Raw genomic sequence first — 23269 nt, 5'->3', positions numbered from 1 at the left:
GTGCTCGGCGCTGCGCGCCTCCGCGCGCTGGGGCTCTCGACACCGGCGCGCCCCTGCGGCTCCCTCTCGGCCGGCGCGTGGGGACAGTGGGAGTTGGTGGGCCCTCAACGGAGTTGGTGGGAGAGAGGCTCGCCTCGTGCCCAGCGGCCGACCTCTTCTGCTGCTATTCGTGCCGCCTTCTCGGCTACGGCGCGGGAGGCGCCGCCCAGGTGTGGGGTGAGGACCAGTCGGTCGGTGAGGCCGAACAGGCTTGATGCGGCGGGCAATGGCTCGTGGGTGTAGGTGTCCAGCGCTGCTGCCGACAGCCGGCCGCTCTCCAGGGCCTCGCACAGGGCCTCCTCGTCCAGGAGAGGGCCCCGGGCCACGTTCACCACGACCGCGCCGGGGCGCAGCAGCGCGAGCTCGCGGGCGCCGATCAGGCCGCGGGTCTCGGGGGTCAGGCGGGCGTGCAGGGTGATGACCTGGGAGCGGCGCAGGAGTTCGTCCAGCGTCGCGACGCGCAGTCCGTGGATCTCGCCGTGCACATAAGGGTCGTACACCATCACGCGGGCGCCGAAGGCGCAGAGGGCGCGGGCGACCCGGCTGCCGACGGCGCCGTAGCCGACGAGGCCGACCGGCAGATCCTCCAGCTCCAGCCCGCTGTGCTCGTAGGTGTAGTAGGTGGCTCCCTGTTCCCAACTCCCTTGCCCGGCAAGGAGTTCGTGGGCCTGTGGGATGCGGCGGAGCGCGGCCAGCATCATGCCCACGGTGAACTCGGCGGTCGCGGCGGCGTTGCGGCCGGGTGCGAAGCACACCCGTACGTCGTGGGTCTTCGCCGCGTCCAGGTTGACGTTGACCGGTCCGCCCCGGCACACCACGACCAGCCGGAGATCGGGGCAGGCCGCGAGGACGCGTTCGGTGACCGGCCCCATCTGGGTGATCAGGACCTGGGCTCCGCCGGCGCCCCGCAGGGCCTGGATCAGTTCGTCCTCGGCGTCGCTCGCCTCCACCACCTCGGCGACGGGGCCGAAGGGTTCAAGTGGCCAGCCGAGCTTCAACTCGCTTACGGCAAAAGGGTGTTCGCGCAGTTCCTCGGCGATCGCTGACGTGATCAGCGACGGCAGGACGAAATGGTCACCGGCGGCGACGACACGCAGAGTCTCGGTCATCGTGGGGCTCCCTCCCTCTTTGCCACGATGAACGGGGAATGCCGAATGCGTAACCCCTGTGGGAGGTCCGGATGATGTTCGACGGTGACGGCGGGGCGTGGCTGGGCATCGACCTGGGGACGCAGAGCGTCCGCGCGCTGCTGGTCACCGGCGACGGGCGGGTCCTCGGTGCCGGCACCGCCCCGCTGGCCGGACGCCGGGACGGGGTGCGGCACGAGCAGGATCCGGGGGAGTGGTGGGAGGCGGTGTGTGTCGCGTCCAGGGCCGCCTTGGCGGGGCGGGAGGCGGGAGGCGTACGGCTCGGCGGGCTCGCGGTGTGCGGTACCTCCGGGACCGTGCTGCTGACGGACGGCGCGGGGCGCCCGCTGACACCGGGGGTGATGTACGACGACGGACGTGCGGTCGCGGAGGCGGCGCGGGTCGGGATGCAGACGAGTTGGGCGCTGCCCAAGGCGTTGTGGCTGTTGGAGGAGTGTGGGGGTGGGCTGGTCGCCCATCAGCCCGATGTGATCACCGCTCGGTTGACGGGCCGCGGGACGGTTCCGACCGACTCCAGTCATGCCCTCAAGACGGGCTACGACGTGGAGCGCGAGGAATGGCCGCCTCAACTGGCCCACTTGGGGGACGTGTTGCCGGAGGTCGTACGGCCGGGTACGCGGCTGGGGGAGGTCTGCCGGGTCGCCGCCGACGCGACCGGTATTCCCGTCGGTACGCCGGTCGTCGCCGGGATGACGGACGGCTGCGCGGCCCAGATCGCCTCGGGGGCGCTGTCCGAAGGCTCCTGGAACTCGGTGCTCGGTACCACCCTGGTCCTCAAGGGGGCGTCCGCGAGGCCCGTCCGGGACAGCGCCGGGGTGGTCTACAACCACCGTGCGCCGGACGGGAGTTGGCTGCCGGGCGGGGCGTCGAGCGTGGGAGCGGGCGCGCTGCCGGCGGGGGCGGGGGTGGATCCGGTGGAGATGGACAGACTGGCGGCCGGGTACGAACCGTCGGGCGTCGTCACATATCCGTTGGTCTCACCCGGCGAACGGTTCCCCTTTCTCGCCCCGGACGCCACCGCCTTCGTCGTCGGCACCCCGGCCTCCGAGGCGGACCGCTGGGCGGCGGTGCTCCAGGGCGTGGCGTTCACCGAGCGGCTGTGCCTCGACTATCTGCACCACCTCGGCGCCCCGATAGACGGACCGCTCACCTTCACGGGCGGCGCGGCCCGCAGCGCGTACTGGAACCAGCTCCGCGCCGACATCCTCGGCCGCCCGGCCCGAGTGCCGGAACAGATCGAACCGGCCCTCGGGATGGCTGTGTTGGCGGCAGACAGCGGAGTGGGCGGGTCGCGGGCGGCCGCCGGCCTGGCGGATACGGCCGACCGTATGGTCCGCATCCGTACGGTGCTCGAACCCCGTCCGTCTCGTACGGCCCGCTTCATGGAGCCGTACGCTCGGCTGGTGGACGAACTGGAGAACCGGGGCTGGCTGCCGACCCCGATCGCGACCCACACCCGCACCCGTCTGAACCAGGAAACCCCCGACTCATGAGCACCACTCTCCTGTTGGCCCGTCACGGCCAGACCGTCTGGCACGCCGAGAACCGCTACGCCGGCATCAGCGACGTCGCCCTGACAGAGGCGGGGGTCGCTCAGGCCGAAGACCTCGGCCGGTGGGCCGCCGCGCATCCGGTCGACGCGATCTGGACGTCCCCGCTGTCCCGGGCCGTCCGCACGGCGGCCCCCGCCGCCCGCGCCCTGCACCTCACTCCCCACACCGAACCCGGCCTGCGCGAATGCGACTTCGGAGTGGTGGAGGGCCGTACGCTCGCGGAGTTCGCGGCACAGGACCCCGGCGCGGCGGAGGCCTTCCGGGCGGATCCGGTGGCGCATCCGTTCCCGGAGTCCGAGGATCCGACGGCCGCCGCGGCGCGCGGGCTGGCCGCGCTGCGGCGCATCGCCGCCGCACACTCCGGCGGTCGGGTCCTGGTCGTCGCCCACAACACCCTGCTGCGGCTGGTGCTGTGCCGGGCGCTGTCGATTCCACTGGGTGAGTACCGGCGGGTGTTCCCGCGGCTGCGGAACGTGGCGGTGAGTGAACTTCGGGTGGGGGACGGGGAGTTCGCTCTGCTGTCGCTCAATGTGCCGTGTGGTGGGGACGACTGAAGACGGCGGCCCCCGCGAGTCACGTCCTCGCGGGGGCCGCCCTCTCATCCGCCTGCCCGCGTGAAAGGTGAGAAGACGATCACGAGGCAGGACGTCTCATGGAGGTCATACGGGCAGGACCGTCTGCCGGGACCTCGCCGCCTCGTAACGCCTGGCCACGTCCTGCCAGTTGACGACCGCCCACATGGCGTCGATGAAGTCGACCTTCTGGTTCTTGTACTGGAGGTAGAAGGCGTGCTCCCACGCGTCGAAGGCGAGGAGCGGGGTGGAGCCCTGGCCGACGTTGCCCTGGTGGTCGTAGACCTGCTCGACGATCAATCGGCCGCTCAGGGGCTCATGGGCCAGCACGCCCCAGCCTGAACCCTGCGTGGTCGCCGCGGCCTTGGTGAGCTGGGCCCTGAAACCGGCGAAGGAGCCGAAGGATTCGGTGATCGCGTCCGCCAACTCGCCTACGCCGTCCGCCTCCAGGGGCTCACCGCCGCCGTCGCCGGTCATGTTCTGCCAGTAGATGCTGTGCAGGATGTGGCCGGAGAGGTGGAAGGCCAGGTTCTTCTCCAGCCCGTTGACCGAAGCCCACTGCTCCTTGTCGCGTGCCTCCGCCAGCTGCTCCAGCGTGTCGTTGGCTCCCTTGACGTAGGCCGCATGGTGCTTGTCGTGGTGCAGCTCGATGATCTCGGGGCTGATCACGGGGGCGAGCGCGGAGTAGTCGTAGGGCAGGTCGGGCAGCGTGTAGACGGGCATGACGGATCGATCCCCTCCGGACCTCTGGGACTCTTATTGCAACTCAATTGCAGGTGCAGGTTAGCAACAAGAAGCCCCCGCGGGGGGACCGCGGGGGCGTTTCGGGGACGGGATCGGATTCGGGGACGGTTCGGGTGTGTGGTTACTCCGCCACCGAGGTGTAGTGCGACGCGTCGCCCTCGATCGAGTAGCTCTCCTTGCCCTCGATGCCGACCGGGACGTCACCCGCGACGGTCACGCGGTTGAGGCGGCGGGGCTGGTCGTCGTAGTTGTCGATGGCGTAGTGCTGGGTGATGCGGTTGTCGAACAGGACGAGCTGGTTCGGGGACCAGCGGTGGCGGAGGATGTTCTCGGGGCGGGTGACGTATGCCTGGAGGATGTCGAGGAGCTTGCGCGATTCGCCGGTCGACAGGCCTACGATGCGTTGCGCGAAACCGCCTATGAACAGGCCGCGTTCGCCGGTCAGCGGGTGGACCCGGACGACCGGGTGGACCGTGCGGAACTTGATGGACGTGAACTGGGCGCGCTGGGCGGCCTTTTCGTCGTCGATCTCCTCGTCCGGTACGGCGTAGTCGTAGTCGTTGGTGTGCTCCGCCCACAGGGTGTCGGCGAGCGCACGGAGGGGTTCGGGCAGGTCGCGGTAGGCCGCCGCCGAACTGGCGATCAGGGTCTCGCCGCCGTACGGCGGGACCGTGATGGAGCGCAGGGTGCTGGCCTGGGGCGGGTTGAGGACGAAGGTGACGTCCGTGTGCCAGTGGTTGGCCCGGCCGCGCTCGCTGTCGACGGGGAGTACGTTCGGGGCGCCGTCGACCGCCGGCACGGTGGGGTGCGCGGTGGTGAGGTCGCCGAAGTGGCGGGCGAAGGCCTCCTGGCCCTCGTCGTCGAGGTGGACGTCGTCGAAGACCAGCGCCTTGTGGACGTTGAGGGCCTCGCGGATCGCCGTGACCTGTTCGGCGTCCAGCGGCTTGTTGATGTCGAACCCGGAGACGCGGGCGCCGATGTGCGCGGTGACCTTCCGGATCTCGATGGACATGGTGAAGTCCCTTCAGGCAAAGGCGGGTTGGGTGTACTGGTTGGCCGGTCGGGGGAGGCCGTAGCGCTCCCGGAGGGTGGTGCGCGGGCCGTACTCGGTGCGGAGCAGGCCGCGGGAGCGGAGGAGCGGGACGACGTGGTCGACGAAGGCGTCGAGGCCGGAGGGCAGGACCGCCGGCATGATGTTGAAGCCGTCGGCGGCGCCCTGCGTGAACCAGGTCTCGATCGCGTCGGCGACCTGTTCGGGTGTGCCCGCGAAGGTGAGGTGCCCGCGTCCGCCGCCGAGCCGGCCGATCAGCTGCCGTACGGTCAGCCGGTCGCGGCGGGCGAGTTCGACGACGAGGGTGTAGCGGCTCTTCGCGCCCTCGATGGCGTCCTCGGGCGGCAGGTCGGCGGGGAGCTGGGCGTCCAACTCCAGGGTGCCGGGCGGTAGTTGGAGCAGGTGCTCCAGGCGGTCCACTCCGTGCGTGTACACGATGTGGTCCTCCAGGAGGCGTTCGTTGGCTCGCGCCTCGGCTTCGGTGCTGCCCAGCACCGGGACGATTCCGGGCAGCACCTTGATGTGCTCCGGGTCCCGGCCGGCCGCCGCCGTACGGGACTTGAGGTCCGCGTAGAACGCCTGCGCGTCGGCGAGGGTCTGCTGCGCGGTGAACACCGCCTCCGCGTAGCGGGCCGCGAACGTCTTGCCGTCCTCGCTCGAACCCGCCTGCACGAGCAGGGGGTAACCCTGGGGCGAGCGGGGGACGTTGAGGGCGCCCTCGACGCTGAAGTACGTCCCCTGGTGGCGCGGTGGGTGGATCTTCGCGTCGTCGCCCCACACCCCGGCCGCCTTGTCGGCGACGATGGCGTCGTCCTCCCAGCTGTCCCAGAGCTTCAGCGCCACATCGAGGAACTCGGCGGCCCGTGCGTACCGTTCGGCGTGCGCGGGCTCGTGGTCGAGTCCGAAGTTGCGGGCCGCCTCGGCACCGGCCGTGGTGACGATGTTCCAGCCGGCCCGGCCGCCGCTGATGATGTCGAGGGACGCGAACTTGCGGGCCAGGTTGTAGGGGGAGTTGTAGGACGTGGACGCGGTGGCGATCAGGCCTATGTGCTCGGTCGCTGTCGCGAGTGCGGTGAGAAGGGTGAGGGGTTCCAGGGCGCCCGCGGGCCGTTGGGCGAGATTGCTCCACAACTGCGGCCCGTCTGCCAGGAAGAGCGAGTCGAAGGTGCCGCGTTCGGCGATCCGGGCGAGGTGGACGTAGTGGTCCAGCTCGACGTGGGCGTAGGGGTTGCTCTCGGGGAGGCGCCAAGAAGCCTCGTGGTGGCCGGTGTTCATGAGGAAGGCGTTGAGGTGGAGGCGGCGGGGCATGCCAGGTCCTTTGGGTGGGTGTTCCGGTGCGTGAATCAGCGCGGCGGGCGACTTCTCGACACGGGCCGCAAAAATCAGCGCGGCGGGTGACTTCTGGACACGGGCCGCAAAGATCGGCTCGTCCGGCGACTTTTCGACACAGGTCGCCAAAATCCAGCCCGTCCGGCGTTTGAGGACGAGGCCCCTTCAGGGCCGATGGGGGTCTGGGGGCGCAGCCCCCGGGCGGCACGAGCAGCGGACGGTCACTGCGCAGCGGACGGTCACTGCGCAACCGACGGTCACCGCGAGTCCGACGTCACACCGAGCGCCGGCAGCAACCGCTCCCGGTACTCCACCCGCGGCACCTCGGGGTCGATCGCCAGGTCCAGCCCGATCCGCCCCTCCTCCAGCACCAGCACCCGATCCGCGAGCACGATCGCCTCGTCCACGTCATGCGTGACCAGCAGCACCGAGGGACGGTGCCGCTCCCACAGCTCGCGCAGCAACACATGCATCCGGATGCGCGTCAGGGCATCCAGCGCCCCGAACGGCTCGTCGGCCAGTAGGAGTTCAGGCTCGCGCACAAGCGACCGGGCCAGCGCCGCCCGCTGCGCCTCGCCGCCGGACAGCTCGTTGGGCCAGGCGCGCTCACGACCGGCGAGCCCCACTTCGGCGAGGGCCTCGCGACCTTTCGCCGCGGCCTCCCTGCCCTCCGTTCCCAGCAGGACATTGTCGAGAACCCGCCGCCACGGCAGCAGCCGCGAGTCCTGGAACACCACCGACACGCGTTCAGGCGCGCTGAGTTCACCACTCCCGACCACCTCGTGATCGAGCCCCGCGATGGCCCGCAGCAGCGTGCTCTTGCCGGACCCGCTGTGTCCGAGCAGCGCGGTGAACTGTCCCGCGGGCAGGTCGAGGTCGATGTCGTCGAGGACCGTACGACCGTCGAACGACCTGGTGAGACCCCGGATCTGGACCGTCGGCGCGGTGGTCAGCTGCTGAGTGTGCGGCGCCATGACAGCACCCTCCGTTCGACGAGACGGACCGTGCTGTCGGAGACCAGGCCGAACACGCCGTAGATCAGCAGGCCGACCAGGATGACGTCCGACTGGCCGTAGTTCTGGGCCTGGAACATCATGTAGCCGAGGCCGCTGGTGGCGTTGATCTGCTCCAGGACCACCAGGCTGAGCCAGGAGCCGGTGACTCCGAGGCGCAGGCCGACGAAGAAGCCGGGCAGGGCGCCGGGGATGACGATCTGGCGGATGAACTGGAGCCTCGACAGGCCCTGGACCTCGGCGAGTTCGACATAGCGGTGGTCGATGCCGGACAGCGCGGCGTGCAGGTTGAGGTAGATCGGGATGTAGACGACGATCGCGATGATGGCGATCTTGAAGGTCTCGCCGATGCCCAGCCAGAGGATGAACAGCGGGATCAGACCGAGGGTGGGGATGGCCCGGTTGAGCTGCACGGTTCCGTCGATCAGGGCCTCGCCGACCCGGCTGAGTCCGGCGGCCAGGGCGAGGACGACACCGGCGGTGAGGCCGAGGGCGAAGCCGTAGGCGGCGCGTTCGAGGGAGGTCAGCACGTCGGTGGGCAGCGTTCCGGACGTCCACAGGCGGCCGGCCGTCCTCAGTACGGTCCAGGGTGCGGGGATCGCGGCCGGGTCCAGCTGCCCGGCGGCGGACGCGGCGGCCCACAGGGCGAAGAACAGCGCGGGACCGATGATCCGGGAGGCGGGCAGGCGTTTGCCGGGGGAGAGGCCGCGGCGCCGCCCGTGCCGCCGCACAGCCGGCTTCTCCTCGACAGCCGTCACCGGCACGGTGGTCGTCGTGGTCGTCATGGCCGTCACTTCCGGTACTCCGCCGGTACGGCCTTCGCCGCGATGGACTCGAAGCGCCGGTCGAAGAGCGAGTCCACCTTGAACTCCTTCACGAAGCCGCCCTCCGCCAGCAGATCGGCGGTCTCCTGCTCCCACTTGATGGCCTCGTCCCAACTCGGCGGGAACAAGGGCTTGTTGGCGAGCGCGGTGACCGACTGGGCCTGTGCGGGGGTCAGGTTCTGCGTCCTGACGTAGAACTCCTCGTTCCAGGTGTCCGGGTTCTCGTACTGCCAGACCTGGCCCTGCGCCCACTGCGGGATGTACGCGGCGATCGCGGCGGCCTTCGCGGAGTCGGCCAGCACGGCGGTCGGCGCCCACAGCAGGCTCAGCAGGTCCACGACGTCGGTGGTGATCGCGCGGGCGCCCTTCGCCTCGTACTGCTTGAGGTACGCCGGTGCCTGGCTGTTGGCGAGCGGGGCGATGTCGACCTGGCCCGACTGCAGGGCCGTGAGGAACTGGTTGCTGGTCAGCGGGACGAGCTTCACCTCGTCGTACTTCAGGCCCGCTTCCTTCAACGCCCGCAGCAGGACGACGCCCTGGGCCTGGCCCTGGGAGAACGCGAGCTTCTTGCCCTTGAAGTCGGCGACCGTGCGGATGTCGCTGCCGGGCTTGGTGGCGAAGAGGTAGTTGGGCTTGCGGGTGATGTCGATCGCGACGATCTTCGCGTCGAAGCCCTGGTAGTGCGCCTGGATCGGCGGGATGCCCGCGTTGTTGGCCAGGTCCAGGGACTTGGCGCGGAACGCGTTGATGACATCGGGACCGGCCCCGATGTTCACCCAACTCGACACGGTGAACGGCAACTTGGGCAACTTGGCGAGTTTGAACTGGAGTTGCTGGGTGTTGAGGTACGAGGAGATCTTCAGGCTGGTGCCGGACGGCACCTTCTCGGCGAGCGGGGCGGACAGACCTGCCCCCGACTTCGAGGCCGCGGCGCTGCTCGTGGCGCAGCCACTGAGGCCGGCGATGCCCGCGGCGGCACCGAGCACGGAGGTGAGGAAGAGCCGCCGGTCGAGGCCGGGCGCACGGGAATTGGGCATGGGAGTACTCCCTGATCAAAAGTAACGGAAACGCGGGAATGCGCGCGGGATTCACGGCAGAGGAATGCCGGGGAAGGAAATGCAGGCAGGATGAGACCGGCGCCAGGGGCGCGTCAACGGGTCAGCAACAAGAAGTGCGACAACTCATCTGCAGGCTCATGAACAGGATGTTCCCGGTCATGAGCGCCTCCTGTCAACATTCCGAGTTTCTGAATTAAATAGTCGCCTGTGAAACGCTCAAAGGGTCCCGGAACAGCACGTCCAGCATCACCGAACCGCCCGCCACGGCCAGCACGGAATCCGGGAAACTCGTCGGCGCGACCGCCGACGCCCGCGCGTCGCCGACCTCCTCGCGCAGTGCGCGCAGGCAGTCCTCCCGGTGGATGACACCGAGTTCGGTGACGACCACCGTCTCCGGGTTCAGGATGTCGAGCAGCAGCCCGGCCGCCCGCCCGGTCATCCGCGCCCGCTGCGTCAACAGCCGTACGGCGAGGGGGTTTCCGCGTTCGGCCGCGGCCACGACATGGGTCGGGTTCACCCCGTCGACGATCCCCGCCTCCCGGGCCTTCCGGCACAACGTCCGTTCGCTCAGCTCCACTTGGAGGCAGCCGACCCGGCCGCAGTCGCACGGCTCGGTGCCGCCGCGCAGCGGCAGATGCGCGATCGCCCCGGCCTGCGAACGAGGACCGTGGTGCACCTCGTCGTTGGTGGCGAAGGCCGCGTCGACCACATTGCCGACGAAGAGATGCAGCACGCTGCGGCTGCCCCGGGCCCGCCCGAAGAGGCGCTCCCCGTTCACCAACGCCCTTGCGTGGCCGTCCACATGGACCGGGAGACCGGTGCGGGTGCCGAGGATCTCGCGCACGGGCACGTCCCGCCAGCCGAGCAGGGGGTGGTCGACGATGGTCCCGGAGTCGCGGTCCACCCAGCCGCCGGCGGCCACGCCGACGCCGAGCGGAATGGCACCGGACGCGTCCGCGAGCAGGGCGTCCAGCCCTTCGGCCGCCCGTGCCAGCACGCGCGAGGGGTCGGTGGTGTCGTGCCCGATGCGCCGCTCGGCCAGTACCCGGCCCCGCAGATCGAGCAGCGCGACGGTCGTATAGGGCACGGCCACATGGACTCCGCCCACGATGAACCGCGAGTCGTCCAGGTCGACGGGCACATGGGGCCGGCCCACACCCCCCGACCGTTCGGGCGTGGCCGACTCCTGGATCAGGCCGAGTCCGGCGAAGCGGGCGCAGTAGTCGGTCACCGACGCGGGGGACAGCCCGGTCAGCCGCGCGATGGTGGAGCGGGCCACCGGCCCGTGCTCCAGCACGGACCGCAGGATGACACTCGCGTTGGTGCGCCGCCGTTCGCTGTCGGCGGCGCGGGGGACGGGGGAGCGTAGAAGAGGTGCCGCGTTACGGGGCATGGGGATCTTCCTCGGGAACGGGTCCGACAGTGCGCCGTCGTCTTGCGTGTCTCACAGGTGAGACACGTCGAGGCGCACCGGATCCGCTCCGCCCGCCTCAGGGGCGGTAACAGGTCGCCGCGGCCTGGCGTCGCAGGTCGACATAGCGACGCGACGCGAAGTTCCGGGCCTGGGCAACCATGCGGTCGAAGCTAGCAAAACGGTGCACCGCTGCCCAGACGGTGACCGGTGTGCGAGACGGCACGGGGTCCGCGTGACCGGCATCACCCCCGAGCGTGTGTAACGGGCATCCTTTGTGCGGAGCCCACCAAGTCCGCGCCGAAGCCTTTGTCGAGCGCTGACGGTGATCGGCCGAAGGGCCCTGGGATAGCGTCACTGAGTCCCCCTGTACCCCCGTCAACCTGCGGAGTTCCCCTTGAGTACCGCCGTCGCCACCGCCCGCCCCGGACAGGTCCTCGCCGACCTGCTGCCCGCCTCCCGCGTCCGGGACATCGCCCTCGTGCTCGGCGGCGCCGCGCTCACCGGCCTCGCCGCCCAGCTCTCCGTGCCCGTGCCGGGCTCCCCGGTCCCGGTCACCGGCCAGACCTTCGCCGCGCTCCTCGTCGGCACCTCCCTCGGCGCCGGCCGCGGCTTCCTCTCGCTCGCGCTGTACGCGCTGCTCGGCCTGGCCGGCGTGCCGTGGTTCGCCGGCGGCACCCACGGGAGCGGCGCCTCCTTCGGCTACATCGTCGGCATGCTGCTCGCCTCCGCCGCCGTCGGCGCCCTGGCCCGCCGCGGCGTCGACCGCTCGGTGCTGCGCATGGCGGGCACGATGATCCTCGGCGAGGCGATCATCTACGCCGTCGGCGTCCCGTACCTCGCGGTCAGCCTCGGCCTCTCGACGAGCGCCGCGATCGCCGCAGGCCTCACCCCCTTCCTCCTCGGCGACGCACTGAAGGCGGCCCTGGCGATGGGCGCGACCCCGGCCGCGTGGAAGTTCGTCAACAAGCAGCGGTAGGGCCGTAGTTCCTGCGGAAGAGGTTCGCCGGGTCGTACTCCGACTTCAGCTCGGCGAGCCTCTTCCGTGATTCCGCGTCGTACAACCCCTCGGTCCGATCCCCGGCCCCGAACGCGAAGTTGAGCGCCCGGCCCAGCGTCACGGGCGCGAGCAGCGCGAAGGCCGGGTCGAGCCGGGCGCGGGCGGTCGCGCGGTCACCGACCGCCAACAGCCGTACCAGGAAACGCCCTTCGCGGTACGGCACAGAGTTCGGCGCGGGCTTCGCGAGGGCCCCGCCGAGATGATTGACCTGGACGACACACATACCGGGCGCGTCCGGCCCGACGAGGGCCAGCACCTCGCCCGCCCGCGCGACATCCAGCTCGCTCAGCACCGCGCTGTCGCCGTAGTACGCGTGCGGCTCGGGCGGATCACTGTGGATCGTGTGGCTCTCGGCGTACGGCATCTCCCGCAACGAGTCCGCGAGCAGCGGCCCCGACTTCCTTAGCGGCGCGACGACTTGATCGCCGTCGGCGCCCGTGTAAGCGATCCGCACGGAGAGGACGTACCGGCCGCGCAGATGCGGCGGCAGCGCCGGGACGTCCGGGTACGGTACGGCGGCGAAGGACGAGGTCAGCCCGTCCGGCACGGTTCGCGTCCACTCCTCGTACGCCCGCAGCAGGCCCGCCGGATCCACCTCCCGCCCGTCGAAGGCGAGCGAACCGCCGTACAGCGTCCGCACCGGGACGAGGCCGATCTCCAACTCCGTGACGACACCGAAGGAGTGGCCCGCGCCGAGCAGCGCCCAGTACAGGCCGGGCTCCGACTCCCTTGTCACCCGCCGGAGTCGTCCGTCGGCGGTGACGACGTCGAGCGAGCGCACGTGGTCGGCCGCATACCCGAACTCCCTTGCCAGGATGCCGAGTCCACCGCTCAGCGTGTACGACACGGCGCCCACGCCCGGCGACGACCCGTTCAGCGGGGCCAGCCCGTACGGCTCCGCAGCCGCGACCACCTGCCCCCACCGCACGCCCGCCTGGACCCGGACGGTGCGCGCCTCCGGATCGATCCGCACCCCGTCCATCCGCCGCGTGGTGATCAGCACCCCGCCCTCCGAGCCACCCGGCAGCCCGTGCCCGGTGGCCTGCACCCCGACCGGCAGTCCCGCGCCGGCCGCGTACCGTACGGCGGCGATCACGTCGTCGGCCGAGGCCGCGCCGAAGACCACGGCCGGGCGCTGGGCGAACCCGGTCTGGAAACCGGCGAGTTCGTCCTCGTAGCCGGGGTCGGTGGGGCGGAGGGTGAGGGGCTGCGTGTGCTGGCTCATACGGTCATGCTGGCTCCATAACCTGACATGCGCCGTCAGGCTTTCCGAGGGATGCCAACAAGGAGGGCCGGGTGCTCCCGCGCCCCGGCCCTCCCCTGTCCGCGCTCCGCTCAGCCCCGTTGCGCCTGCCGCCTCGGCGGTCGCTGGGACCAGTACAGGCCCGCCGCGCCCGCCGCGATCAGTGCCGCACCGGCCGCGCCCAGCGGGAGTACGTCACTGCCGACGCCGGTCTTCGGCAGGGTGTCGCCACCCGGTGCCACAGGCTTGTTGTCGGTGCCGAGCAGCAACGGGGTGGCCGGGGCGTTCGGAGACGGGTTCGTCGTACCGAACGGGACCGGGCCCTGCTGCCAGAACGTCTTCTTGCCGTCGGCGGACATCACCGGCAGACAGATCTTCCCGGCCTTGCTCAGGTCGTACGTCGCGTCGACGGCGTACGACTTCGACTTCCCCGCGGCGAGCGTGCCGACGGAGCACTTGAATCCGCTGTTCGAACCGGGCGGCAGATCCTTTTCGGCGATCGCCGAACAACCCTGCACGCCCTTGACCTTGAGGCCGTCGAAACCGACGACCAGGAGATTGAGCTCGCCGCTCTCCTTGGTCCCCTCGTTCTTCACCGTGGCGGTGATCGCCGTCTTTTTCGAACTGTTGTCGACAGAAATCCTCTCCGGCAGGAGCGTGGTCAGTTTCACCCCCGCCGGTGCCGCGTCCATCGCCTTTCCGCCTTTGCTGCTTCCCGGCCCCTGGTCGTCCGCCGAGGCGGCGAAGGAAAGGATCATCACCGCCGAGAAAGATGCCGTGAGCAGCGATCCTGTGATGGCCGTCGCGATGGTCGTCGCGCGACGAGAACTCATGTTCGTCCCCCTTGCGTTCCCCTGTATCCCCCTGGACTGCGCCTGAATTCGCAGTACTTGAAGAGGTACCACAAGATTTCTCCGCACTATGCTGGTACGGCATGAAGTGTGACCATTGTGGGGGTGCAGCGGATTGCCGGGGAATACGGGGAACTTGAGGGACGGCGGAACTCCGGGGCTATTGGTGACCGGGCGCTATCGACTGGTCGAAAGCATCGGCCAGGGGGGAATGGGGCGGGTGTGGCGGGCCGCCGACGAAATGCTCCACCGGCAGGTGGCGGTCAAGGAGATGCGCATCGACGGCCTCGACCCGGAGGACACCCGTACCCGCCGCGAGCGCACCCTGCGCGAGGCCAGGGCCACGGCCCGGATCGACCATCCCAACGTCGTGCGGGTCTACGACGTCGTGGACGAGGGCGAACGCCTGTGGATCGTCATGGAGTTGGTGGCCGGCCGCTCGCTGGAGCGGATCATGGCGGAGGACGGTCCGGTCGGCCCGCGCGAGGCCGCCCGCATCGGGCTGGGGCTGGTGGCGGCCCTGCGTCAGGTGCACGCGGGAGGCGTCCTGCACCGGGACATCAAACCCGGCAACGTACTCGTCGAGAGCCGTGCGCAGCGCGTCGTGCTCACCGACTTCGGTATCGCCGCGATCCAGGACGCCAAGGCGCTCACCATGGTCGGCATGCTCGTCGGCTCGCCCGACTACATGGCACCCGAGCGGATCTCCGGCCGCCCGCAGGGACCGCCCTCGGACATCTGGTCCCTCGGCGCGACCCTCTGCGCGGCCCTCGCCGGCCGCTCGCCGTTCTCCCGCGACACCACCCTGGCGACCCTGCACGCGGTGCTCTACGAGGAGCCCGAACTCCCGCCCGCCGCAGGCCCGTTGCGGGAGGTACTGGCCGCGCTCCTGGAGAAGGAGCCGTCGGTCCGGCCAGGTCTTGAGGAGGTGGAGGAGGCGCTGAGCCCGGTCGCGTTTCCGACGGAGGCCGAGAAACTCGGGTCAGTGGAAACGCGGTGGGTGGAGGAGCCCGAGAGGCCGGTGGAGCCCGAGGTCCATCAGGACTCGCCCACTCCGGTCTTCCTGGAACCGTCGGTGGTCAGGGCGGCACGGGATCCCCGGGTGCACGCCCCCACCCCCGACCCCACCCTCGAACCCGCCCTCGAACTCCGCCCCGATCCCGCCCCGCCCGTCGAGGACCCGATACCGACCCAGCGTCCGGCGGTGGCCGGTGTCTCCCTCGCGCGCCCCGGGCGCCCGGCGCCACCGCACCCCGCCCGCAGCCCCCGCCCGGACCTGGGCCCCCACCCCGCCCGTCTGCCCGGCCCCGCGCAACCGTCCCCCACCCCATCCCGCCCCCACCGCCGTATCGGACTGGTCGCGGCGGCGGCCGTAGCCGTAGTGGTCGCGGTGGTCGCGGCGATCCTCGTGAACGGGAACGGCTCGTCCGACGGCACGGCCACGGGCTCGGCGTCGACGGCATCGACGGCGTCGAAGGCGCCGACCACCGCATCGTCGGCACCGTCCGTTTCCCCGTCCCCCTCTCCCACGGTCGAGGGCACCTCCCGCCCCCCGAGCCTGCCCCCGGGCACACACCAGGAGGCGGGCGGGTTCGCGTGGGCGACGCCCGCAGGCTGGCGGCGGGACCTGAAGACGGGGGCCGAGGTCCACTACACGTCCCCGGACGGCGGCCAGGAACTCGTGGGAAAGTCCTCCCTCGCCCGCGGCGATCTGATGCGGACGTGGGAGGACTCGGAGCGGAACGCCCACCAGGGGCAGGACTACCGGAAGATCCGGCTCGTCAGCACGACGTTCCGCGGCTACCCGGCGGTGGTCTGGGAGTACACGTTCACCCTCAAGGGCACCCCCTGGCACGCCCGGCTGCTCGGCTTCGACGCGGACGGGAAGTCGTACCAGATCAACACCTGGTACCGGCCGGACATGGAGACCCAGGCCCTGAAGACCTACGACAGGGTCAAGAACAGCTTCGTCGTGCTGTGAACTCCCTTATCCCACGGACACCTTGTCCGTGTCCGTGTCGGCCACCGCGGCCACCTGCCCGCCCCGCACCCGCTCCTTGACCAGCGAGACCGCCACCACGGCCAGCGCGACCAGCAGCGACAGCAGGACGGTCGTACGGCCGCTGCTCTCGCCCTTGGTGTCGGTGAGCATGTAGCCGAGGACGAACACGATCAGGGCGATCGTCGCCCAGGTCAGATACGGGTACAGCCACATCCGTACGACGAGCTTCTCCGGCGACTCGCGCTCGATGATCCGGCGCATGCGGAGCTGGGACGCGCAGATGACCAGCCACACGAACAGGGCGACCGCGCCGGAGGAGTTGACGAGGAAGAGGAACACGGTGTCCGGGAAGGCGTAGTTGAAGAAGACCGCCACGAACCCGAAGACGACCGACGCGATGATCGCCGCCATCGGGACGCCGCGGGAGGTCGTCCGGGCGAACGCGGCCGGGGCGTCGCCGCGTCCGCCGAGCGAGAAGGCCATGCGGGAGGCCGTGTAGAGGCCGGAGTTGAGGCAGGACAGTACCGACGTCAGCACGATGAAGTTCATGATCTGGCCGGCGTGCGCGATACCGAGGGAGTCGAGGGCGGCGACGTAGGAACCCTGCTCCTTGATCGACGGGTCGTTCCAGGGGAGCAGGCAGACGACGACGAGGATCGAGCCGAGGTAGAAGACGCCGATGCGCCAGATGATGCTGTTGGTCGACTTGGTGACCGCGCGCTGCGGGTCCTCGGACTCGCCGGCCGCCAGGGTCGCGATCTCGCTGCCCATGAAGGAGAAGACGACCAGCAGGACGCCGGTCAGGATCGCGCCGGGGCCGTTCGGCAGGAAGCCGCCGTGGTCGGTGAGGTTGCCGATACCGGCCTTGTCGGTGTGGGCGCCGGGCAGTACGCCGAAGACCGCCAGCGCGCCGACGACGATGAACGCGCCGATCGCCACGACCTTGATCCCGGCGAACCAGAACTCGAACTCGCCGTAGGAGCCCACCGATACGAGGTTCGTGGCGGTCAGCACCACCATCACGAGAAGGGCCCAGCCCCACTGCGGTACGGCGGGGATCCACCCTTCGAGGATCTTGGCGCCGGCGGTCGCCTCCACGGCGAGCACGACGACCCAGAAGAACCAGTACAGCCAGCCGATCGAGAAGCCGGCCCAGCGGCCGAGCGCGCGGTCGGCGTGCGCGGAGAACGAGCCGGACGTGGGGTTCGCGGCCGACATTTCACCGAGCATGCGCATCACCAGCACCACGAGCGTGCCGACGAGAGCGTAGGAGAGCAGGATGCCGGGGCCCGCGGTCGCGATGCCCGAGCTGGAGCCGACGAACAGACCGGCGCCGATGACGCCACCGATCGCGATCATCGACAGATGTCGGTTCTTGAGACCTGCCTGGAGGCCGGAACCATCAGTCTTGGGGGCAGTCATGGGGGGAGATTCCTTTGCGCCGTTGAACAAGACGGTCCAGTGAATCGGAGGCAAAGAGATTAGTGAACCTTTGATTCCTGATCGTTACTTGAGGTTTCTTTGAGGTTCTGTCGGGTGACTGTAGTGTTGCCGCCCGCTTTCTCGATCAACCCCCCGCGCTGCTGCCCCGAAACAGGCATGTCACACTCGACCCATGCGCGTGTATCTCGGCTCCGACCATGCGGGCTTCGAACTCAAGAACCACCTCGTCGAGTGGCTCAAGGAGGCGGGCCATGAGCCCGTCGACTGCGGGCCGCACATCTTCGACGCCCAGGACGACTACCCGCCCTTCTGTCTCCGCGCCGCCGAGCGCACGGCCGCCGACCCCGAGGCCCTCGGCATCGTGATCGGCGGCTCCGGCAACGGCGAGCAGATCGCGGCGAACAAGGTGAAGGGCGTACGGGCGGCCCTCGCCTGGAGCGAGGAGACCGCGTCGCTCGGCCGGCAGCACAACAACGCGAACGTCGTCGCGGTCGGCGCGCGGATGCACTCGCGGGACGAGGCGACGAAGTTCGTCGAGACGTTCGTGTCCACGCCGTTCTCCGAGGACCCGCGGCACATTCGGCGGATCGACATGCTGACGGAGTACGAGACGACGGGGAAGCTGCCGGAGATCCCGGCACACCACCCGAAGCAGTAGGCGGGTCCGGGGCGGAGCCCCGAGGCTTTTCGGGGCCCACCCGTCAAGTGACCGAGACGGGTGGGCGGGTGGGAAAGGAATTGCGGTAGTGCCAGAGGGGCACACGATTCATCGGCTTGCGCTGGACTACGGCGGTCATTTCAGCGGCCGAGCAGTGCAAGTCACCAGTCCCCAGGGCAAGTTCACAGACGCCGCCGCACTGCTCGACGGTACGGAACTCACCCGCACGGAAGCCCACGGCAAGCATCTCTTCCTGGGTTTCCGGGACGCCGACTGGATCCACATCCACCTGGGTCTGTTCGGCAAGGTCAACTTCGGCGACGCCCCCGCACCCCCGCCCACCGACACCGTCCGCCTGCGCCTCGCGAACGACACGTCGTACGTTGATCTCCGCGGCCCCACCACCTGCGCCCTGATCACGGACACCGAGAAGCGGGCGATACACGACCGCCTCGGCCCCGACCCGCTGCGCCCGCCGAACGACACCGACCCGGGCGCCGCGTACCGCCGTATCTCCCGCAGCCGTACGACGATCGCCGCACTCCTCATGGACCAGAAGGTCATCGCGGGCGTCGGCAACGTCTACCGCGCCGAGGTCCTCTTCCGGCACGGCATCGACCCGTACCGCGCGGGCAAGGACATCACCCCCGCCGAGTGGGACGCGATCTGGGCCGACCTGGTCGACCTGATGCGCGAGGGCGTCCGCAACAACCGCATCGACACCGTCCGCCCCGAACACACCCCCGAGGCGATGGGCCGCCCGCCGCGCGTGGACGACCACGGCGGCGAGGTCTACGTCTACCGCCGCGCCAACCAGCCCTGCCACATCTGCGGCGGCGAGATCCGCACCGCCGACCTCGCCGCCCGCAACCTGTTCTGGTGCCCCGACTGCCAGAGGACGTAAGGCCGTTGAGGCGGTCCTAGAACCCGTGCGGCAGCCAGGGCGCGACCGCCGATCCGAACGCCGGCGACGCCTCCGCCAGTGCGCCCGCCCGCAGCTCCCGCACCCGCCCGGCCCCCGCGAGCGACGCGAGGGAGAACCCGCCGAGGTACGCGGCCCCCAACTCCCTTACGGACAGGGCGAGATCGGCCGGCTCCTCGGTCCGCTTGCAGGACGCGCCCTTCGCGTCGCCGGTCAGCCGCCAACGCCCCTCGTTCCAGGGGCAGAAGACGTCCTCGACCTCGAACACGACGTCCACCGGCGTCTGGTAGGTCCGCGCCTCCAGCGCGGCTCCCAGGTCCACCAGCCGTACGTGCAGCGAGTCCTGCTGCCGCAGACCGCACCGGCGGATGTCCGAGACGAGATGCTGCCAGGAGTCGTCGACGGGACGGCTGCGCACCTTGAGCCTCGACGTCAGGTCGATGCCGAAGAGGAACCGCCACAGCGCCGCGTACGACGCCGGGTCCAGCGCCTCCAGATCGCGCAGCACCACCTCGCCCCTGGGGACGGAGTCGTCCCACTCGGGCTTGACGAAGTACCGCGCGTAGCCGACGACTTCACCCTCGCGCTCGGCGACCACACACTGCAGCGGTGACGTGCCCTGCCGCTCGCTCTCCGGGTCCAGCAGCGGCAGGTTCTCCCACCCGGGCCGCCGCGCCAGCATCCCCGGCCGCCCGGCCACCTGCCGCGCGTACACCGCCTCGCACTGCTCGCGTACGGCGCCGGGATCGGCGTAGCGCAGCCGTAGGTCGTCCGTGCCCGGCGGCACCGTCAGCCGCACCCGGGCGGTGTCGATATCGGCGCTCCCGCGCAGCGTGGCGATGCCGTACCCGAACCGACCGTAGATCGCGGGCTCGGAGGCGGTCAGCACGGCGAGCGGCTCGCCCCAGGACCGTACGTCGTCCAACTGCCGCCGCATCATGGACGTCAGGAGGCCGCGGCGCCGATGCGTGGCGGCCACGCTGACCATCGTGATGCCCGCCGCCGGCACGGAGGCGCCGCCGGGCACGGTGACCCGGAAGCTGAACGCGCCCGCCGTTCCCACGCACGCGTCGCCGTCCCAGATGCCGAGGGAGCGGTCGACCTCGGTGAGCCCGTCCCACAGCTCACGCTCCTCGGCCGACTCCGGAGTCCCCCCGAACGCGGTGACCAGGGCGTCGTACCAGGTGTTCCACTCGTCCCGCCGCAGCACCCGCAGCTCGGTCCGGCCGGCCCGCATGTCTCTCGCATCTGTGCCCATGGTCCATGCCTATCAGCGCATTGCGGGACGAGCCAGGGAATTTCCGCCGGGCGGCCGCACAGGTGCCTCTGGTGAAGTTCACTGTGAAGTTGAACCTCGCAGGGGGGACAAGTGGGACCTCCCGTGCCAAGCGGCTGGTCGGATGGATAGGGTCCCGAACTAATGGCAGCAGGACGAGAGCGGCGCGCGGAGGCCGACACGTTCATGGCCCGGTTGAGGAAGCTGGTTCACCGGGTCCGCACCGGCCTGCGCAGAAGTGCCGTCGACTACTTCCGCGGGGACGGCTCGGACTGGGTCGCGCTGGCCGGACTGCTGATCACGATCCCGGTGATCGCGGCCATGACCCTCGCCAACGCGGTGTGGTTCTCGCCGGCCGCGCTGGTCCTGCCGATCGTCGCGGGCGGCCTGCTGCTGCGGCCGGCGAGCCTGCTCGGTCTGTACGCGGCGGCGGCCACCGCCCTGATCGTGGAGTCGGTGAAGCTCGGCCCGTACACCGAGGGCCCGGCGCGGGTGACTCCGGGCGTGGTGCTCGTGGTGGCCGCGTGCGGCTTCTTCGGGCTGCTGATCGCCCAGTTCCGCAGCCGCGTGGGCGTGCCCTGGCGGCGCGGCGGCACCATGCTCTTCGACCTGCGTGAACGCATCCGGGTGCAGAGCAAGCTCCCGCAGCTGCCGCAGGGTTGGCACCGGGAGATGGCGCTGCGTCCGGCGGGCGGCCAGTCGTTCTCCGGGGACTTCGTGGTCGCGGCCCGCACGAACGGTGGTCGGACCATGGAGGTCGTCCTCACCGACGTCTCCGGCAAGGGCATGGACGCGGGTTCGCGTGCCCTGCTCCTGTCGGGCGCCTTCGGCGGCCTGCTCGGCTCCCTGCCCCCGCACGCCTTCCTGCCCGCCGCCAACGGCTATCTCCTCCGCCAGGACTGGGACGAGGGCTTCGCCACCTCGATCCACCTCGTCCTGGACCTCGACTCCGGCGACTACGAACTCTTCTCCGCAGGCCACCCGCCGGGCCTCCAGCTCAGCGCGGGCAGCGGCCGCTGGGAGGAGAAGGCCGCGGAAGGGCCCCTGTTGGGGGTCTACGACGGCGCCCAGTTCGACCCCGTGAAGGGCTCGCTGCGCCCCGGGGACGTGCTGATGCTCTTCACGGACGGCCTGGTCGAGACCTCCGACCGGGACATCGTCGAGGGCATCGACCGCCTCACCGGCGAGGCCGACCGCTATGTCGCCGGCGGCTTCCACGGCGCCGCCTGGCACCTCATCGAGGCGGTCGCCAAGGACGTCAACGACGACCGCGCCCTGCTCCTGGTCTGCCGGGAGGGTCCCACGGCGTCGGCCTCGGCGTCGGCACAGGGGCTGACCCGATGACCTCGCTCCTCACGGTGGCAGAGGTCGAGGCCCTCGCCCGCGCGGCGCACGAGGGCCAGACGGACAAGGCGGGCAGGCCCTACGCCGAGCACCTGAGGGCCGTGGCAGAGGGTGTGCGGGAGCGGGGCGGGGACGCCGAACAGATCGCGGCGGCCTGGCTGCACGACTCCGTGGAGGACGACGCGCTCACCGAGCGGTGGCTGGACGAGGCCGCGCTGACCCGCCGTACGAAGGACATCGTGCGAGCGCTCACCAAGCGGGCGGGGGAGACCCCGGAGACGTACGCCGGGCGCGTGCTCGCGACCCCCGGCGCGCTCCTCGTCAAGGAAGCGGACCTGGCGCACAACGCGGACCCGGCCCGCCTCGCGGTCCTCGACGAGGCGACCCGGGCCCGCCTGACCGAGAAGTACGCACGGATGCGCGCACTCCTCGGACTCGGCGTTCCCGACTAGGCGTTGACCTTCTCGCGTACGACCGGTTGCCCGAACTGCTCGCGGCCACGGGCCGGTTCGGCCGGGTCGCGACGGAACGCCCACTCCATGCGCGGCTCGACCGCGAAGCGGAACACCCGTCGTACGGGCGGGGTGCACAGCAGGGTGACGGCGGTGACCGCGAGGGCGCTCACGAGGAGCACGCCGTAGGGCCGGTGCAGCCAGGTGTGGTGGAACAGGCCCGCGTAACCGGCGCCCTTGATCAGGAAGCCGTGCAGCAGATAGCCGTACAGGGTGCCCGCGCCGAGCGCCGTGAACCATGTCCTCCGGCCCGGCACCCAGGAGTAGAAGCCGGCCGTCAGCAGCAGCGAGCAGGCGAACATCAGGAGCATCATCACCGGCCCCGCCCACCAGGGCGCGCCGAACTCCTGCGCGGAGTCGTGGTGGTAGAACCAGCCGGCGTTCATCCGCGGCACCGCCCAGTAGCCGACGGCGAGCGCACCGACGAACACCGGCACGGACAGGACCCGCACCGTGCGCCCGCGCACCCACTGGAAGTGCTCGGGCCTGAGGACCAGACCGAGCACGAAGTACGGCAGGAACTGCGCCAGCCGCTGCAGGTCGAAGTCGTCGGTCATGTCCGGGGTGCAGGAGGCGAGCATGGCGATGCCGAGCGCGAACGGCAGCGGGTGGCGGACCAGTTTCCAGATCGGGGTGGTCAGCCGCCAGATGAACAACGCGCAGAGGAACCAGGTGAGATACAGCGGGTCGAGGAGGGTGATCTTCTGGTGCGGGTCGTCGTTGGCGTACCGGCTGAAGAGCGAGTAGGCGATCTCGAAGACGACGTACGGCACCGCGACACCGGCGATGAGCCGCTTGAGGCGGTCGGGGCGGAAGTCGAAACTCCGGGAGAAGTAGCCGGAGATGATGATGAAGGCCGGCATGTGGAAGCTGTACACGACCATGTACAGGCCCTGGAGCACTCTGTTGTCGCCCTTGAGGGGTTCCCAGGAGTGCCCGACGGCGACCAGCAGGATCGCCAGGTACTTCGCGTTGTCGAAGAACGCGTCGCGCGGTTTGGGTTGTTCGTTCTGTTCGTTCTTTTTGCTCTGTTCGTTCTGGCCGGAGGGCGTGGGAGCGTGGAACATCTGAGGCACCCTAGCGTTGCCTGTGGGAATCGGTGAAACCATCGGACGCGCGTCCGAAAAGTTTCCCAGATGTCATGATTCATACCGAACAAAAGGCGCAAACAGCCATGCTGGGAACGCCTGTTCGTGTGCTGCTGCCAACTGTTCGA

The 23269-nt window shown here is 70.2% G+C and carries 21 protein-coding genes; 8 read left to right on the top strand and 13 right to left on the bottom strand.

Annotated features, from left to right (window positions below; all coding sequences use genetic code 11):
* Nucleotides 1-104 precede the first annotated feature (104 nt).
* Complete coding sequence (locus ACWDEW_RS06425) at nt 105-1148, bottom strand: 2-hydroxyacid dehydrogenase (RefSeq protein WP_450510147.1); 1044 nt, start codon at nt 1146-1148, stop codon at nt 105-107.
* 71 nt (nt 1149-1219) lie between these two features.
* Here ACWDEW_RS06425 and ACWDEW_RS06420 point away from each other — a divergent pair, with 71 nt between their 5' ends.
* On the top strand, nt 1220-2680 hold the full coding sequence (locus ACWDEW_RS06420; RefSeq protein WP_450510145.1) for an FGGY-family carbohydrate kinase: 1461 nt from the start codon (nt 1220-1222) through the stop codon (nt 2678-2680).
* Nucleotides 2677-3294, top strand: a complete 618-nt coding sequence (locus tag ACWDEW_RS06415; protein WP_450510143.1) for a histidine phosphatase family protein — start codon at nt 2677-2679, stop codon at nt 3292-3294. Before ACWDEW_RS06420 ends, ACWDEW_RS06415 begins: the two co-directional genes overlap by 4 nt.
* A 105-nt stretch (nt 3295-3399) precedes the next feature.
* On the opposite strand, the gene ACWDEW_RS06410 is transcribed toward ACWDEW_RS06415, so the two are convergent.
* The 7 genes from ACWDEW_RS06410 to ACWDEW_RS06380 all read right to left on the bottom strand — a co-directional run bounded on the left by ACWDEW_RS06410 (nt 3400) and on the right by ACWDEW_RS06380 (nt 10724).
* Nucleotides 3400-4035, bottom strand: coding sequence for a superoxide dismutase (locus tag ACWDEW_RS06410; RefSeq protein ID WP_450510141.1), 636 nt, complete (start codon nt 4033-4035; stop codon nt 3400-3402).
* Nucleotides 4036-4177: 142 nt separating this feature from the next.
* Complete coding sequence (locus ACWDEW_RS06405; RefSeq protein WP_450510139.1) at nt 4178-5068, bottom strand: TauD/TfdA dioxygenase family protein; 891 nt, start codon at nt 5066-5068, stop codon at nt 4178-4180.
* Between the two features lie 12 nt (nt 5069-5080).
* Complete coding sequence (locus tag ACWDEW_RS06400; protein WP_450510138.1) at nt 5081-6415, bottom strand: LLM class flavin-dependent oxidoreductase; 1335 nt, start codon at nt 6413-6415, stop codon at nt 5081-5083.
* Between the two features lie 278 nt (nt 6416-6693).
* Nucleotides 6694-7410 (bottom strand): ABC transporter ATP-binding protein, encoded by a 717-nt coding sequence (locus ACWDEW_RS06395; RefSeq protein ID WP_450510136.1) that lies wholly within the window; start codon nt 7408-7410, stop codon nt 6694-6696.
* A complete protein-coding gene (locus ACWDEW_RS06390; protein WP_450510134.1) occupies nt 7386-8234 on the bottom strand; it encodes an ABC transporter permease in 849 nt (282 codons plus the stop codon). Before ACWDEW_RS06390 ends, ACWDEW_RS06395 begins: the two co-directional genes overlap by 25 nt.
* A gap of 5 nt (nt 8235-8239) precedes the next feature.
* The gene (locus ACWDEW_RS06385) at nt 8240-9310 is read right to left on the bottom strand and encodes an ABC transporter substrate-binding protein (protein WP_450510132.1); all 1071 of its coding nucleotides are present in this window, start codon (nt 9308-9310) and stop codon (nt 8240-8242) included.
* 214 nt (nt 9311-9524) lie between these two features.
* Nucleotides 9525-10724: an ROK family protein gene (locus ACWDEW_RS06380; protein ID WP_450510130.1), complete on the bottom strand. Its 1200-nt coding sequence runs from the start codon at nt 10722-10724 to the stop codon at nt 9525-9527.
* Between the two features lie 415 nt (nt 10725-11139).
* Here ACWDEW_RS06380 and ACWDEW_RS06375 point away from each other — a divergent pair, with 415 nt between their 5' ends.
* On the top strand, nt 11140-11721 hold the full coding sequence (locus tag ACWDEW_RS06375) for a biotin transporter BioY (protein WP_450510128.1): 582 nt from the start codon (nt 11140-11142) through the stop codon (nt 11719-11721).
* On the opposite strand, the gene ACWDEW_RS06370 is transcribed toward ACWDEW_RS06375, so the two are convergent.
* On the bottom strand, nt 11705-13027 hold the full coding sequence (locus tag ACWDEW_RS06370) for an FAD-binding oxidoreductase (protein ID WP_450510126.1): 1323 nt from the start codon (nt 13025-13027) through the stop codon (nt 11705-11707). The two genes, ACWDEW_RS06375 and ACWDEW_RS06370, sit on opposite strands and share 17 nt — an antisense overlap.
* A gap of 110 nt (nt 13028-13137) precedes the next feature.
* The gene (locus tag ACWDEW_RS06365) at nt 13138-13878 is read right to left on the bottom strand and encodes an LPXTG cell wall anchor domain-containing protein (RefSeq protein WP_450510125.1); all 741 of its coding nucleotides are present in this window, start codon (nt 13876-13878) and stop codon (nt 13138-13140) included.
* Between the two features lie 184 nt (nt 13879-14062).
* Here ACWDEW_RS06365 and ACWDEW_RS06360 point away from each other — a divergent pair, with 184 nt between their 5' ends.
* Entirely contained in the window at nt 14063-15877 is a 1815-nt protein-coding gene (locus ACWDEW_RS06360; RefSeq protein ID WP_450510124.1) for a protein kinase domain-containing protein, read from the top strand.
* Between the two features lie 6 nt (nt 15878-15883).
* Here ACWDEW_RS06360 and ACWDEW_RS06355 read toward each other — a convergent pair whose 3' ends face one another.
* The gene (locus ACWDEW_RS06355; RefSeq protein WP_450510122.1) at nt 15884-17320 is read right to left on the bottom strand and encodes an amino acid permease; all 1437 of its coding nucleotides are present in this window, start codon (nt 17318-17320) and stop codon (nt 15884-15886) included.
* A 193-nt stretch (nt 17321-17513) separates the two neighbouring features.
* Between ACWDEW_RS06355 and ACWDEW_RS06350 the strand changes: the two genes are divergently transcribed.
* Together ACWDEW_RS06350 and ACWDEW_RS06345 are read left to right on the top strand one after the other, a co-directional pair.
* Entirely contained in the window at nt 17514-17999 is a 486-nt protein-coding gene (locus ACWDEW_RS06350; protein ID WP_450510120.1) for a ribose-5-phosphate isomerase, read from the top strand.
* Between the two features lie 88 nt (nt 18000-18087).
* Complete coding sequence (locus tag ACWDEW_RS06345; RefSeq protein WP_450510118.1) at nt 18088-18903, top strand: Fpg/Nei family DNA glycosylase; 816 nt, start codon at nt 18088-18090, stop codon at nt 18901-18903.
* A gap of 16 nt (nt 18904-18919) precedes the next feature.
* Here the strand turns inward: ACWDEW_RS06345 and ACWDEW_RS06340 are convergent, their stop codons facing one another.
* On the bottom strand, nt 18920-20179 hold the full coding sequence (locus ACWDEW_RS06340; protein WP_450510116.1) for a GNAT family N-acetyltransferase: 1260 nt from the start codon (nt 20177-20179) through the stop codon (nt 18920-18922).
* 162 nt (nt 20180-20341) lie between these two features.
* Between ACWDEW_RS06340 and ACWDEW_RS06335 the strand changes: the two genes are divergently transcribed.
* Nucleotides 20342-21541 carry a PP2C family protein-serine/threonine phosphatase gene (locus ACWDEW_RS06335; RefSeq protein ID WP_450510114.1) on the top strand — a complete coding sequence of 400 codons (1200 nt, stop codon included), beginning with the start codon at nt 20342-20344 and terminating at the stop codon, nt 21539-21541.
* The gene (locus ACWDEW_RS06330) at nt 21538-21993 is read left to right on the top strand and encodes an HD domain-containing protein (protein WP_450510113.1); all 456 of its coding nucleotides are present in this window, start codon (nt 21538-21540) and stop codon (nt 21991-21993) included. Before ACWDEW_RS06335 ends, ACWDEW_RS06330 begins: the two co-directional genes overlap by 4 nt.
* Here ACWDEW_RS06330 and ACWDEW_RS06325 read toward each other — a convergent pair.
* A complete protein-coding gene (locus ACWDEW_RS06325; RefSeq protein ID WP_450510111.1) occupies nt 21990-23120 on the bottom strand; it encodes an acyltransferase family protein in 1131 nt (376 codons plus the stop codon). The two genes, ACWDEW_RS06330 and ACWDEW_RS06325, sit on opposite strands and share 4 nt — an antisense overlap.
* Nucleotides 23121-23269: the final 149 nt, after the last annotated feature.

Source organism: Streptomyces sp. NPDC001100, assembly GCF_053598575.1.
This window is presented reverse-complemented; position numbering and strand designations above follow the sequence as displayed.

What these genes read in the sequence shown, in the direction of transcription:
- ACWDEW_RS06370 (WP_450510126.1), bottom strand. Translation starts at nt 13,027, where the DNA reads ATGAGCCAGCACACGCAGCCCCTCACCCTCCGCCCCACCGACCCCGGC.
- ACWDEW_RS06400 (WP_450510138.1), bottom strand. Translation starts at nt 6,415, where the DNA reads ATGCCCCGCCGCCTCCACCTCAACGCCTTCCTCATGAACACCGGCCAC.
- ACWDEW_RS06340 (WP_450510116.1), bottom strand. Translation starts at nt 20,179, where the DNA reads ATGGGCACAGATGCGAGAGACATGCGGGCCGGCCGGACCGAGCTGCGG.
- ACWDEW_RS06405 (WP_450510139.1), bottom strand. Translation starts at nt 5,068, where the DNA reads ATGTCCATCGAGATCCGGAAGGTCACCGCGCACATCGGCGCCCGCGTC.
- ACWDEW_RS06325 (WP_450510111.1), bottom strand. Translation starts at nt 23,120, where the DNA reads ATGTTCCACGCTCCCACGCCCTCCGGCCAGAACGAACAGAGCAAAAAG.
- ACWDEW_RS06350 (WP_450510120.1), top strand. Translation starts at nt 17,514, where the DNA reads ATGCGCGTGTATCTCGGCTCCGACCATGCGGGCTTCGAACTCAAGAAC.
- ACWDEW_RS06395 (WP_450510136.1), bottom strand. Translation starts at nt 7,410, where the DNA reads ATGGCGCCGCACACTCAGCAGCTGACCACCGCGCCGACGGTCCAGATC.
- ACWDEW_RS06410 (WP_450510141.1), bottom strand. Translation starts at nt 4,035, where the DNA reads ATGCCCGTCTACACGCTGCCCGACCTGCCCTACGACTACTCCGCGCTC.
- ACWDEW_RS06415 (WP_450510143.1), top strand. Translation starts at nt 2,677, where the DNA reads ATGAGCACCACTCTCCTGTTGGCCCGTCACGGCCAGACCGTCTGGCAC.
- ACWDEW_RS06425 (WP_450510147.1), bottom strand. Translation starts at nt 1,148, where the DNA reads ATGACCGAGACTCTGCGTGTCGTCGCCGCCGGTGACCATTTCGTCCTG.
- ACWDEW_RS06365 (WP_450510125.1), bottom strand. Translation starts at nt 13,878, where the DNA reads ATGAGTTCTCGTCGCGCGACGACCATCGCGACGGCCATCACAGGATCG.
- ACWDEW_RS06390 (WP_450510134.1), bottom strand. Translation starts at nt 8,234, where the DNA reads ATGACGACCACGACGACCACCGTGCCGGTGACGGCTGTCGAGGAGAAG.
- ACWDEW_RS06420 (WP_450510145.1), top strand. Translation starts at nt 1,220, where the DNA reads ATGATGTTCGACGGTGACGGCGGGGCGTGGCTGGGCATCGACCTGGGG.
- ACWDEW_RS06335 (WP_450510114.1), top strand. Translation starts at nt 20,342, where the DNA reads ATGGCAGCAGGACGAGAGCGGCGCGCGGAGGCCGACACGTTCATGGCC.
- ACWDEW_RS06355 (WP_450510122.1), bottom strand. Translation starts at nt 17,320, where the DNA reads ATGACTGCCCCCAAGACTGATGGTTCCGGCCTCCAGGCAGGTCTCAAG.
- ACWDEW_RS06380 (WP_450510130.1), bottom strand. Translation starts at nt 10,724, where the DNA reads ATGCCCCGTAACGCGGCACCTCTTCTACGCTCCCCCGTCCCCCGCGCC.
- ACWDEW_RS06330 (WP_450510113.1), top strand. Translation starts at nt 21,538, where the DNA reads ATGACCTCGCTCCTCACGGTGGCAGAGGTCGAGGCCCTCGCCCGCGCG.
- ACWDEW_RS06385 (WP_450510132.1), bottom strand. Translation starts at nt 9,310, where the DNA reads ATGCCCAATTCCCGTGCGCCCGGCCTCGACCGGCGGCTCTTCCTCACC.